An 11,837-nucleotide genomic window follows, 5' to 3' on the forward strand; every position below is an offset into this window, starting at 1 on the left:
ACCTCCTATCGCTGCGGGGTGCCGTCGACGACGGGGATGGCCTTGCCCTCCCAGGGCAGGTCCCGCTTCTCGCACTTCGGGAAGTCCCGGCCCGGCGACGGGGTTTCCGGGCTGAACGTGCCGCCGAAGGTCTGGTCGACCCCGGGCACGATGGCCACGCTCTCCTGCACGACCTCGTCGGAGTCGTCGACCGCGAGGCGCGAGAGCCCGACGTCGACGATGCCGCTGCGGTTCTCGTCCAGGCTGATGGGGCCGTGCGGCAGGTCGAGGGTGAGGCCGGCGACGGCCTCCTGGAATGCCCCGGGGTCGGAGATGTCGCCGTCGACCGCCTTGAGCCCCTCGACCAGCGCGACGCCGGCCGTGTAGTACCCGTAGAAGAAGCCGAAGGCCGCGGCCGTGGACGGCGGGGCGGGCTCGTTGCCGCTCAGCGATCCCGGGAGGGACTCCCAGGTCTCGTCGGCGGCGGCCAGGTACTCCTTGATCTCCGGGGTCCGGATGTCGCCCGGCAGGGTGGCGAAGCCGCCGATGTGCGCGCCGGCGATGCCGGTGCCGAGCGCCTGGGCGAGGTCCGGGTTGAAGAAGAAGTTGCCCGCGTGCTCGTCGCCGGTCAGGTCGCCCTTGGCGTTGACGAACGCCTCGAGCGCGGCCTGCGTACCGGTGCCGCCCACGGCCCAGAAGTAGCCGTCGACCTCGTCCGGGCTCGGGAGCTGGGATATGTAGGAGGAGTAGTCGGTGGTGCCCAGGGGCGGGAACACCCGGTGGGTGACCTCGCCGCCGACGCCGCAGAAGTCGGCGATGAAGCCGGCCGCCGAGGTGTGGCCGAAGCTGTAGTCGTCGGCGATGACCGCGACCTTGCGCCAGCCCTCCTCGTGGTAGAGCAGGTCGCCGAGGCCGGCGTTCCAGATCGCGCCGTCTCCGTAGAACCGGAAGTAGTTCGGCGCCTGGACCTGCAGGGTCTGCTCCTGCGAGCCGGAGATGCCCGCGAACACGGTGAGGTCGGGCTTGCCCTTCGCGTACTCGGCGACGGCGATGCCCTCGTCGCCGGAGAGCGGGCCGATGATGACGTTGGCCCCCTGCTGCTCCACCAGGCGGCGTACCTCCTGGAGGATGCGGTCGGCGGTGTCGTCGCCGCAGCCGATGCCGACGAGTTCGATCGGGGTGCCCTCGACCTCCGCGCCGCTGAAGCCCTTGAGTGCGCTGGTGGACGAGTTCGGGCCGGCGCCGGCGAACCGGGCGAGGGCGAGCGTCGTGCCCGCGGCCACGTCCTCGTGGAATCCGCCGAACGGGCCCTCGCACTGGCCCAGGATCCCCAGCCGGACGCCGTCGCCGTCCGCGGGCGAGAACGCGGACGACTGCTCGTCGGCGGGCAGCCCGGAGGAGCCGCCGTCGCCGCTGCATCCGGCGGCTACCAGGGCCAGGCTCGCCACCAGGGAGAGTGTCAGTGCCGCCGGGCGTCTGAGTGCGCTCATGATCGTGTGACTCCCCATTCCTTCTCGGTCGTGCGCGTGGATGGCGCTTCTCTGGTGGAGGGGTCCGACCCCGTTCGGGTACGCGGCCGGGGGCCGGGGCGCAGTCGCCGGGCGATTCCGGTCAGCCCTTCGGGAGAGAGCATCATGATCAGCAGGACGATCAGCCCGATCACGGTGTTGAACCGCGCCTCGGTGATGCCGATCCGGTCGATCAGCGGCAGATCGCGCAGATAGGTGAAGACCAGTACGTAGACGAAGGCGCCCAGCCAGGCGCCCTCGAAGGACGAGATGCCGCCGATCACCGCGATGATCAGCAGGATCAGGGTGGGTCCGATCGCGATCGACGCGGGGTCGATCTGGCCGTTCCACCACACGTTGAGCAGGCCGCCCGCCCCGGCCACGAACCCGGCCAGGGTGAAGGCCAGCGTCCGGTGCAACGGCACGTTGAACCCCAGCGACGCCATCCGCACCGGATCGTCGCGGACGCCCTGGAGCGTCAGCCCGAACCCGGTCCGCCCGACCGCCCGGAAGCCGAGGTAGGCCAGCACGGAGAGGCCGAGTCCCGTGTAGTACAGCCGCACCGGCGGCCCCAGGAGGTCCGGCCGCCGGATGCTGGTGAGGCCGCCGGGCCCGGAGATCTCGACGATCTGGGCGAAGACGTAGTAGCCGATGACGGCGTAGACCATCGTGAGCATCAGGAAGTAGAGCCCCGTGGTGCGGCTGGCGAGTGCGCCGAGGACGAACGCGGCCGCCGTGGTGACCACGAGGGCGAACGCGACCGCCGCCCACGGATGCCAGCCGAGGTTCAGGCCGCGGGCGCCGGTCTCCTGGGCCGCGTTGCCGAACATGAAGCCGGCGATGCCGAAGAGCAGGAACTGGGCGAGTGAGGTCATCCCCCCGTACCTGGCGAGGAAGACGAGGGTCGCCGCCGCCAGGCCCAGGATGAGCGTCTGCGTCATGACGAAGTTGACGAAGTACGCCGTCGCCAGATGCGGCAGGAGCAGCAGGACGACGACCAGGGCGGTTCCGAGGACGTTCCTCCGGGTCAGCAGGTCGCGTACGGTCATGCCGGTCTCCCGAACAGTCCGTAGGGCCGGATCGCCAGGACCAGCGCCAGCAGGACGAAGGTCATGATGATCGCGTAGTAGGAGTACTCACTCGGCAGATAGGCGGGCGAGAACGCGACGACGGTGCCGTACAGCAGCGAGCCGGCCGCGGCGCCCCGGAGTGAGCCGAGGCCGCCGATGATGACGACGACGAGGGAGTTGAGCAGCCAGTTTCCGTCCGTGCCGGGTGCGGCTCCGGCGAAGGAGGCACCCAGCACACCGCCCACCCCGGCCAGGAACGAGCCGACGAAGAACGTGATCGCGAAGACCAGCTTGATGTTGATGCCGAGTCCGCGCACCATCTCGCGGTCGTCCACGCCGGCCCGTATCACCATCCCCATGCCCGTCCTGGTGAGCCAGAGCCACAGCAGCATGCCGACCAGCACGGCCACGCAGAGGATGAACAGACGGGTGACCGGGTAGCGCTCGCCCTGGACGGAGAAGAAGTGTGTGATCGCGCCCGGCCAGACCATCGTCTGGGCCAGCCCGCCGAATTCACGCAGCATCTGGTCGGCCAGGACGACCGTGAGGGCCAGCGTCATCAGCGCCTGGCGCAGCTCCTGGCCCTCGTTCCACTGCAGGAAGAGTTGCTGGATCGCCAGGCCGGCCACGGCCGCGACGGCGGCGCCGGCCAGCATCGGCACCAGCCAGTCGAGCATGCCCACCTGTGCCGGGTCGATGTTGCGCGACTGGCCGACCATCGCCTCCTGCACGCGGATGGCGAGGTACCCGGCCAGCAGGAACAGCGAGCCGTGCGCCATGTTCACCGTGCGCATCAGACCGAAGATCAGGGTGAAGCCGGACGCCGCGACGAACAGGAGCCCCGCGAACGTGACCGCGTCGAGCACCGTGACGAGGAACTTGCCCGGGTCCTCCGCCGCGGGTCCGGCCGGTGTGCCGTCGGCGAGGAACGCCACCCACGCGGCGACGGCGGTGACGGCCAGGCCGACGGCCCAGACCGGCAGCCTGCGCAGGACGCCGCGCCGGCGTCGTGCGGAGTCCGCCGGGCCGCGCCGCAGCCTCACGTTCACGGGGATACCGTCCGCACGGGTACGGGCGCTCCCCTCTTCGGCATCGTCGTGTTCTGTCGGTGGTGGATCGATCCGGGCAGGCTTCATCGCTTCCTCCCGTTGCTCGGTGCCGTGAAGCGGCGCATGTTCTGGTTCGCCCGGGCGGGCACACCGCGCGTCGCCTCACGCGCCCGGTCGATGCATCCGCCGCCGGTCAGTTCGCGGCGGGGCCCCGCTCGCGGAGCTCCCGGTAGTCGGGGACCGCCACCCGCGCTCCGCGGTCCATGGCCGACGCGTGGGCGCAGATGCCCACGGACGTCCAGTTCGCCGCGGTCACCTCGTCGATCGCGGCGGCCCGGTCCTCGACGATGCTCCGGATGAATTCGTGCGCCAGATGCGGGTGCGAGCCACCGTGGCCGCCGCCCTGGACGAAGGAGAGGTGCTCGTTCTCGTCGTCGTAGACGCCACGTGTCGTGAACTGGGCGATCTGCGGCGGCAATCGGTGCGCGAAATCCGGGATCCCGATCCTCTTCGGGTCCTCCCCGGTGTGCAGCACATGCCCGGACCCCTGAGTCTGTTCCCATTCGAAGCTCGCCAGGTCCCCGAACACCGTGAAGCTCTCGACGTACTCGCGGGCCGTCTCGAAAAGCGAACGCGCGATTTCGGCGCCGACGGGCGTACCGCGGAGGGTGATCAGCGCGCTTTCGACGGCGAATGGCGAACCGTACTTCTCCGTGAGATGCGGGGAGATGCGCCCGGAACCGATACACACGACGCTCTCCGCCAGCGCACCGGCGAGGCACAGCACCGGACTCACCGCGTGTGTCGCGTAATGCATGGGCGGCAGGCCCTCCCAGTACCCGGGCCACCCCGCCATTTCCTGGTGGTGGGCGCCGCGCAGGAACTGGATCCGGCCGATCGTGCCGTTCTCCACGAGATCGCGGGCGTGCAGAAACTCACGGGAGTAGACGACCGTTTCCATCATCATGTACTTCTTGCCCGATTCCCGGACGGCGGCGACGATCTCCCGGCATTCGTCGAGCGTCGTGGCCATCGGCACCGTGCACGCGACGTGCTTGCCGGCCCGGAGGGCCGAGACGGTGTGCTCGGCATGCTGCGGAATCGGGGTGTTGATGTGGACGGCGTCGATGCCGGGGTCCCGCAGCATCGCGTCGAAGCCGGTGAACCGGCCCGGGACGCCGAAGTGATCGGCGACGTGCGTCAGCGCCTTCTCGGTGCGTTGGCAGACGGCCACCAACTCGGCGTCCGGGTGGGCCTGATAGATGGGGATGAACTCGGCCCCGAATCCGAGTCCTGCAATCGCCACGCGTACCTTCTGCGTCATCGTTGACCTCCCATGGCCGTGTAGATTACGAACCGCGGCGGAGACCAAGCCATGCGTTATCTCGCAGTCTGGCTTAGAATTTTTACATGCCCGCCCCCCGGACACGTCACGTCGCGCTGCTGGTCGAAACCTCGAACGCGTACGCCCGGGGTGTGCTGGTGGGCGTGAAGAAGTACGTCGAGGCCCACCCGGGCTGGTCCATGTATCTCGCCGAGCACAGCCGCCACGAGACCGACTTCTCGTGGCTCGAAGACTGGCAGGGCCACGGTGTACTGGCCCGCATCGAGAGTGCCGAGACCGCTTCTTTCATCCGGCGGCTCGGCCTTCCCACCGTCGATCTCAGCGCCGCCCGGCTCGTGCCGGAATTGCCGGGCGTCGAGACCGACGACGACACGATCGCGCAGTGGGCCCTCCGGCACTTCGAAGAACGCGGACTGCGGCACTTCGCCTTCTGCGGCGACGAACGATTCGGCTGGTCCCTCATGCGCGGCGCCAGGTTCGCGGAGCATGTGCGCGAACGCGGCTCGGTCCCACGGGAGTTCCGGATGAAGTCCACGGGCATGCGCGCCGTGGACCGCGAACTCCTCGCCGAATGGCTCAGCGGCCTTCCCAAACCCGTCGGCGTCTTTGCTTGCTACGACATCGCCGGCCAGGAAGTGCTGGAAGCCTGCAAGACCGCCGACCTGGCGGTGCCCGACTCGGTCGCCGTCATCGGTGTCGACAACGACGAGCTCATCGGCAGCCTCACGACGCCCCCGCTGTCGAGCATCGAGCCCGACACCACGCGGACGGGTTATCTCGCCGCCGAACTCCTGGACCTCATGATGCAGGGCCGTGCCCTCGAACCGGGTCTGCGCCTGATCGAACCGACCCGGCTCGTCACCCGGCAGTCCTCGGACATCCTGGCCGTGGACGACCCCCTCGTCGCCGAGGCCCTGCGGTTCATCCGCGACCGCTCGGACCAGAATCTCGCGGTCACCGCCGTCCTCAGGCACATCGGGCTCTCCCGGCGCGCACTCGACCACCGTTTCCTCCGGAGCCTGGGCCGGACCGTCCACGGCGAGATCGTGCGCGTCCGGGTGGCCCACGTCGCCGAACTGCTGTCCTCCACGGACTGGACCCTCCAGCAGATCGCCCAACGGCTCCGCTTCAGCCATTCCGAGTACATGAGCGTCGTGTTCAAGAAGCACACCGGCAAATCACCGGGCCAGTACCGCCGGTCGGTGAGCGGGTCCGTCGCGCGTCAGGCTTTCTGGAGCGAGTAGGCGCACGAGCCGGTGACGTTCTCCGCCCTTTCGTGCCCGCGCGCGGCCCGTTCAGGTCAGGCGGATGACGTTCCAGGACATGGGCTCCAGCACGGCCCGCAGGACCCCGTCCGACAGCGCCGTGCCCTCCGCCCCGTGCGGGGTGACGCGGTCGGGATCGGACAGGGTGTTGCGGGCCTCGGGGTCGCTGTCGGACAGCACGCTGTGCTCGGCGACGGCGGTCACGCCCATCCCGTGCACGGCGGTCTCCAGCGGGAGTTCGGCCTGCTGCGCGCGGTTGACCGCGAAGACCGTGACGGCACCGCTCTCCTCGTCCCGCACCGCCGTCGCGTGCAGTAGCGGGACCTCGCCGTAGCGGGCGGTGTCGTACGCCGGCGACTCGGCGCGCACTTCGAGGACCGTGCCGCGACCGTGGCGCGCCGCCTGCGCGAAGGGGTGGAAGGTGGTCTGCCGCCAGGCCGCGCCGCCCGGCTCCGTCATGATCGGTGCGATGACGTTGACGAGTTGCGCGAGGCAGGCCAGCTTCACCCGGTCCGCGTGCCGCAGCAGCGCGATCAGCAGCGAGCCGACGACGACGGCGTCGGTGACCGTGTAGTTGTCCTCCAGCAGCCGGGGGGCCTCGGCCCAGTCCGGCGGGTTCCGGTCGAACTCGGCGTGGAAACGCCGCTGATACCACACGTTCCACTCGTCGAAGGAGAGGTTGATCCGCTTCTTCGACTTCAGCCGGGCCCGTACGTGGTCGCAGGTGGCGACGACGTTGTCGATGAAGGACTCCATGTCCACGGCCGAGGCCAGGAAGGAGTCGCGGTCGCCGTCCACTTCCTCGTAGTAGGCGTGCAGGGAGATGTAGTCGACCAGGTCGTAGCACTCCGTGAGGACCGTCCTCTCCCACTCGGCGAAGGCCGGCATCGCCTGGTTAGAGCTGCCGCACGCGACCAGTTCCAGAGCCGGGTCGATCTGGCGCATCGCCCGCGCGGTCTCGGCGGCCAGCCGCCCGTACTCCGCCGCGGTCTTGTGGCCCGTCTGCCACGGTCCGTCCATCTCGTTGCCCAGGCACCAGAGCCGGATGCCGTACGGCTCCTTGCTCCCGTGCGCGATGCGGAGGTCCGCCAGCGCGGTGCCCCGGGGGTGGTTGGCGTACTCCTGGAGCTCGACGGCCTCGGCGACGCCCCTGGTGCCGAGGTTGAGGGCCAGGACCGGTTCGCAGCCGGTCTTGCGGAGGAAGTCGGCGTACTCGTGGAGCCCGAACCGGTTGCTCTCCGTGGTCTGCCAGGCCGGGTCGAGCCGGCGCGGCCGGTCCTGCCGGGGGCCGACACCGTCCTCCCACTTGTAGCCGGAGACGAAGTTGCCGCCCGGGTAGCGGACGGCGGTGACTCCCAGTTCGCGGATGAGGTCCAGGACGTCGGTGCGCAGTCCGGCCGGGTCGGCGGCGGGGTGGTCCGGTTCGTAGATGCCCGTGTAGACGCACCGGCCCAGGTGTTCGACGAAGGACCCGAACAGCCGCGGGCCGGACTCGCCCACGGTGAAGGCGGGATCGAGGGTGAAGCGTGCGCTGGCGCTCATGGGTTCCTCTCTGTGGCTGCCCGGTTCACTTCGCCGCACGGCCGGTGTCACTTGCCCGCGAGACAGGTGTGCGCGACGCCGCGGACGATCTGGCGCTGGAAGACGGCGAAGACCACCAGCAGCGGCAGTCCGGCCATCACCAGGGAGGCCATCACCTGGGAGTAGCGGACGCCGTAGCTGGACTGGATGTTGACGAGGCCCACCGGCAGCGTCATGCCGTTCGGGTCGGTGGTGACCAGGAAGGGCCAGAGGAAGTTGTTCCACGTGTGGATGAAGACGAAGATCGAGACCGCGGCGAGGATGGGCCGGGACAGCGGCAGCACGATCGTGAAGAACACCCGCCAGCGCCCGGCGCCGTCGCAGAAGGCCGCCTCCTCCAGTTCGCGCGGCACTCCTTCGAAGAACTTCACCAGGATGAACACCATGGCGGGCACGGCCACCTGCGGCAGGATCACGCCCCAGTAGGTGTCCACCAGGCCGAGCGCGGCCATCTCCGCGAAGAGCGGTGCCATCAGCACCTGCGGCGGCACCATGATGCCGGCGAGTACGACCGCGTAGAGCACCTTCCGGCCGCGGAACTCGGTGCGTGCGAACCCGTACGCCGCCATGGCGCACAGGAGCACGGTCAGCAGGGTGGTCATCACCGAGATGTAAAGGGTGTTGAGCATCCAGCGGGGGATGTCCCCGGCCGCCCAGACCTTGTCGTACGCGTCGAAGGTGACGCTGGAGCCGATCCAGGTGAGCGGGGTCTCGACCTCTTCGCCCATGGGCTTGAGCGAGGTCGCCAGGGCGTAGGCCAGCGGCAGCACCCAGGCGGCGGCGAGGACGAGCGCGGCCAGCAGCATGGCGACGCGGCCCCGGGTCCAGCGCGGCCGCCGGCCGCCGCCGGTGCCGGTGCCGCCGGCCGGGGTGGGCGCGGCGGAGGAGACCTGGTCCGGGCGGGAGGTGCCGGCCACTGCGCTCATGAGGTGCTCTCCTGCCGTGTCCTGCGGGCGAGGTGCAGGTGGATGAGGGAGACGATGACGATCAGGGTGAAGAAGATGTACGAGGCGGCGGAGGCGTAGCCGATCCGGTAGCCGGTGAAGCCCTCCTCGAAGACGTACAGCAGGGTGGTCTTCGTGGCGCCGTCCGGACCGCCCTGGGTCATGATGTAGACCTGGTCGAAGATCTTGAGCGAGGCCAGCAACTGGAGGATCACCACCACGCCCGTGGTGCGCCGCAGCATCGGCAGGGTGAGGTGCCACAGGCGCTGCCAGGCGCTCGCGCCGTCCAGCTCGGCCGCCTCGTAGAGGTGCTGCGGGATGGACTGCAGCGCCGCGAGGTAGAGCAGGAAGTTGAAGCCCACGGTCCACCAGATCGTGGTGATGACGATGGAGAGCATCGCGTACTGCGGGTCGGTGAGCCAGCCGATGCCCGGGTGCAGGCCGAACTCGGCAAGCACCTGGTCGGCGAGACCGAAGTCGGCGGGATAGATGATCCACAGCCACAGGAGCCCGACGACGCCGGAAGGCAGCAGGTAGGGCGCGAACCAGCTCAGCCGCCACAGCCAGTCGACGAACCGCAGGCCGTGCGCGAGCAGGGCCATCACCAGGCCGAGCAGCACCAGCGGCACCGTGGACAGGACGGTGAACCAGACGGTCTGCCACAGCGCCTCCCACATGTCGGGGTCGGAGAGCGCCTCGGTGTAGTTGTCGAACCCGACGTACTCCCCGCCGGTGCCGGTGATGTTGTCGCTGGTCAGGCTCATCTTGATGCCGAGCACCACGGGCCAGACGAGGAAGAGGGCGTAGAGGGCGAGGAAGGGCGCGACGAACATCAGCCCGTGCTCGAAGCGGCTGTGCCGGATGGCGGTGCCGCCGGGTACGGGTGCGGGGGCGGGGGCGGCGGGTGCGTCGTGCGCGGCGGTGGTGTCCCGCCCGGTCCGCGTGGGTGCGGTCATGCCTGCTCACCTCCCGGGGCCGGGACGTCGCCGAGCGGACTGGGCGTGTCCAGCAGCTTCTTGAGGCCCGCGGTCGCCTCGGCCAGGGCGCTCCGGGGCGTACGGGATCCCGTGAACACTCCGGAGAAGGTGTGCCCCAGCTCCAGCCACATGAGGGAGGCGGAGCCGGCGAACCAGGCGGGCGGGTCGAGTGCGACGTGGTCGATCACGTGGCGGTACTCGGACTGCGGCTCCAGCTTCAGGTAGGCGGGCTTGCTGAGCGTGGGGGTGAACGCGGGTATGTGCCCGCCGCGGGCCCAGTCGGCGGAGTGGTTGAGCATCCAGGCGACGAACCGGTGGGCCGCGCGGTTGGGTTCGCCGCCGCGGTCCTCCTGGTGCGGCAGGACGAAGGAGTGGGAGTCGGCCTGGGCGGCGGGGCGGCCGAAGAGGTTCGGCACCGGGGCCATGGAGAACGGCAGCCCGGTCTCCAGATAGGTGCTGACCTCCCAGTCGCCGTTGAGGGCCAGGCCCGTCTCGCCCGCGTTGAAGATCCCGACGCTGCCCTGGTAGTCGGCGATGCGGACGGCGAGTCCTTCGTGGGTGAGCGTGCGCATGAACTCCAGCACGCGCAGGGCCTTGTCCTCGTCGAGGGTGAGGCGGGTGCCGGTGTCGTCCAGCAGGGTGCCGCCGGTCTGCGCGTAGAAGGTGGCGAAGACCCGGGCCGGGCCCGCCGCGTCCGCGCCGGTGGTCTCCATGACCAGCGGCGGCTTGCCGGTCACCCGGCGGATCGCGCGCAGCGCGTCGGCGAACTCGCCGGTGCCCTCCAGGGTCTTGATCCGCCCGTCCGCCCGCAGCAGTCCCGCCTGCTCGCAGATCTCGGTCTGGTAGTAGAGCACGAGGGGGTGGGTGTCGAGCGGTACGGCGTACTGCTTGCCGCCGATCGTGCCGCGGTCCCAGATCTCCGCCGGGAAGTCCCCGGGGCGTACGCCGTTCTCGGCGAGCAGGTCGAGGTCGAAGGCGTCCAGCAGCTTTCCGGGACCGAAGCCCGGCAGCCGCGCCAGGTGCAGGACCGCCACCTCGGGCGCCCGTCCCCCGGCGCCGGCCATGCCGAGCTTGGTGTAGTACGGCGCCCCCCACTCCAGTTGGGCCGCGTCCAGGGCGATGCCGGAGTGCTCGGCTTCGAACCCGTCGAGCATCGCCTGCATGGTGACGCCGTCGCCGCCGCCGAACAGGTGCCAGTAGCGCAGCGGCGTCTTGCCGGACGCCACGGAGGAGGGCGCGGCGCAGCCCGCCGTGCCGGCCGCGCCCGCGCCGGTGAGCGCGGCGAGCCCGGCGAGCCCCGCGGCCGAGCCGAGCAGACGCCGGCGGCTCGGTGAAGGAACAGGTGGAACGGAGGGAACAGATGGCGGTAGGGACATGTGGAGTCGCTCCTCACCGGGGGCGGGTTGTTCGTGATTTCGAACAACGACCGGTTCTCCGGACGGAAGGTAGGCTTGAAGCGTGTCCACGTCAATCCCGGCGGGGCACCCCACGCCCACGCACGGAGAACATCACCGGCCCTCGCCAGATGAAAACAGCGACAACTCTCGGCCACCCACACGGGGGTGGCGGAACGTTATCCGGCTGTCGATCCGGACCAGCCGGTCGCGTTCAGCGGGCGCCAGGTCGCCGGCGGCGCCACCGAGGGATTCGATCACGTGCAGGATCGTCGCAAGGGGCGCCGCCGTGTCGGCTGCGCCACCAGAAGCGCGCGTTGGGTGAGGTCGGGAAGCTCCACGATCCGGTGGCGGAACGCCTCCTGCACGCGGCGGGGCACCGGCAGCGGCCCGACCTGCCCGGCGGGGTCGGATTCGCCGTCATCGCGGGCCGCGGGCCGCGACGACCCGAGCTCGATGACCGCCAGGGGACTACCGCCGGACTCCGCGAGAACCCTCGTCCGCACCCTTTCGGCGAGCTCCGGTGCGTGGTCGTCGAGCAGCCGGGCGGCATCCGGTGCGGTGAGGCCGGGCAGATCCACGACCTCGACGCCCGCGATCCCAGCGACAATCCGCCCCGGACACTGGCGAACACCGCGATAGTCCTGGAGGACGCAGCAGGAGACCCGCCGGACCGACGCGGCTTCGTCATCCCCTCACTGGGCACGCTCACCGCCGCCCACTGG

11 protein-coding genes are annotated in these 11,837 nt (G+C 70.1%); 1 reads left to right on the forward strand and 10 read right to left on the reverse strand.

The features are described 5' to 3' along the window. Window positions 1–5: 5 nt before the first annotated feature. The 4 genes from ACFYVJ_RS14575 to ACFYVJ_RS14590 form a co-directional block, all read right to left on the reverse strand. The gene (locus tag ACFYVJ_RS14575; protein ID WP_388890715.1) at window positions 6–1,469 is read right to left on the reverse strand and encodes an ABC transporter substrate-binding protein; all 1,464 of its coding nucleotides are present in this window, start codon (window positions 1,467–1,469) and stop codon (window positions 6–8) included. Further along, entirely contained in the window at window positions 1,466–2,536 is a 1,071-nt protein-coding gene (locus tag ACFYVJ_RS14580) for a branched-chain amino acid ABC transporter permease (RefSeq protein ID WP_388890717.1), read from the reverse strand. The genes ACFYVJ_RS14575 and ACFYVJ_RS14580 overlap by 4 nt, the downstream gene beginning before the upstream one ends. Continuing rightward, entirely contained in the window at window positions 2,533–3,606 is a 1,074-nt protein-coding gene (locus ACFYVJ_RS14585) for a branched-chain amino acid ABC transporter permease (protein WP_388890718.1), read from the reverse strand. Before ACFYVJ_RS14585 ends, ACFYVJ_RS14580 begins: the two co-directional genes overlap by 4 nt. Window positions 3,607–3,799: 193 nt before the next feature. After that, window positions 3,800–4,930, reverse strand: a complete 1,131-nt coding sequence (locus tag ACFYVJ_RS14590) for a Gfo/Idh/MocA family protein (RefSeq protein ID WP_388890719.1) — start codon at window positions 4,928–4,930, stop codon at window positions 3,800–3,802. An 86-nt stretch (window positions 4,931–5,016) separates the two neighbouring features. Between ACFYVJ_RS14590 and ACFYVJ_RS14595 the strand changes: the two genes are divergently transcribed. Next, window positions 5,017–6,195 (forward strand): XylR family transcriptional regulator, encoded by a 1,179-nt coding sequence (locus tag ACFYVJ_RS14595; protein ID WP_388890721.1) that lies wholly within the window; start codon window positions 5,017–5,019, stop codon window positions 6,193–6,195. A gap of 51 nt (window positions 6,196–6,246) precedes the next feature. Here ACFYVJ_RS14595 and ACFYVJ_RS14600 read toward each other — a convergent pair whose 3' ends face one another. The 6 genes from ACFYVJ_RS14600 to ACFYVJ_RS14625 all read right to left on the reverse strand — a co-directional run bounded on the left by ACFYVJ_RS14600 (window position 6,247) and on the right by ACFYVJ_RS14625 (window position 11,693). Continuing rightward, complete coding sequence (locus tag ACFYVJ_RS14600; RefSeq protein ID WP_388890723.1) at window positions 6,247–7,758, reverse strand: alpha-N-arabinofuranosidase; 1,512 nt, start codon at window positions 7,756–7,758, stop codon at window positions 6,247–6,249. Between the two features lie 47 nt (window positions 7,759–7,805). Continuing rightward, window positions 7,806–8,723, reverse strand: coding sequence for a carbohydrate ABC transporter permease (locus tag ACFYVJ_RS14605; protein ID WP_388890726.1), 918 nt, complete (start codon window positions 8,721–8,723; stop codon window positions 7,806–7,808). Continuing rightward, window positions 8,720–9,697 (reverse strand): carbohydrate ABC transporter permease, encoded by a 978-nt coding sequence (locus ACFYVJ_RS14610; protein WP_388890729.1) that lies wholly within the window; start codon window positions 9,695–9,697, stop codon window positions 8,720–8,722. The genes ACFYVJ_RS14605 and ACFYVJ_RS14610 overlap by 4 nt, the downstream gene beginning before the upstream one ends. Continuing rightward, window positions 9,694–11,034, reverse strand: a complete 1,341-nt coding sequence (locus ACFYVJ_RS14615; protein ID WP_388890886.1) for an extracellular solute-binding protein — start codon at window positions 11,032–11,034, stop codon at window positions 9,694–9,696. The genes ACFYVJ_RS14610 and ACFYVJ_RS14615 overlap by 4 nt, the downstream gene beginning before the upstream one ends. Window positions 11,035–11,226: 192 nt before the next feature. Continuing rightward, complete coding sequence (locus ACFYVJ_RS14620) at window positions 11,227–11,373, reverse strand: hypothetical protein (RefSeq protein WP_388890732.1); 147 nt, start codon at window positions 11,371–11,373, stop codon at window positions 11,227–11,229. After that, entirely contained in the window at window positions 11,370–11,693 is a 324-nt protein-coding gene (locus ACFYVJ_RS14625; protein WP_388890734.1) for a hypothetical protein, read from the reverse strand. The genes ACFYVJ_RS14620 and ACFYVJ_RS14625 overlap by 4 nt, the downstream gene beginning before the upstream one ends. Window positions 11,694–11,837 lie beyond the last annotated feature (144 nt).

Origin of the sequence: Streptomyces sp. NPDC004134 (assembly GCF_042874195.1) — a bacterium.
In the GTDB taxonomy this organism is placed as follows: domain Bacteria; phylum Actinomycetota; class Actinomycetes; order Streptomycetales; family Streptomycetaceae; genus Streptomyces.

Coding starts and splice junctions, on each gene's coding strand:
- ACFYVJ_RS14580 (WP_388890717.1), bottom strand. CDS start 2,536: ATGACCGTACGCGACCTGCTGACCCGGAGGAACGTCCTCGGAACCGCC.
- ACFYVJ_RS14575 (WP_388890715.1), bottom strand. CDS start 1,469: ATGAGCGCACTCAGACGCCCGGCGGCACTGACACTCTCCCTGGTGGCG.
- ACFYVJ_RS14605 (WP_388890726.1), bottom strand. CDS start 8,723: ATGAGCGCAGTGGCCGGCACCTCCCGCCCGGACCAGGTCTCCTCCGCC.
- ACFYVJ_RS14600 (WP_388890723.1), bottom strand. CDS start 7,758: ATGAGCGCCAGCGCACGCTTCACCCTCGATCCCGCCTTCACCGTGGGC.
- ACFYVJ_RS14610 (WP_388890729.1), bottom strand. CDS start 9,697: ATGACCGCACCCACGCGGACCGGGCGGGACACCACCGCCGCGCACGAC.
- ACFYVJ_RS14590 (WP_388890719.1), bottom strand. CDS start 4,930: ATGACGCAGAAGGTACGCGTGGCGATTGCAGGACTCGGATTCGGGGCC.
- ACFYVJ_RS14595 (WP_388890721.1), top strand. CDS start 5,017: ATGCCCGCCCCCCGGACACGTCACGTCGCGCTGCTGGTCGAAACCTCG.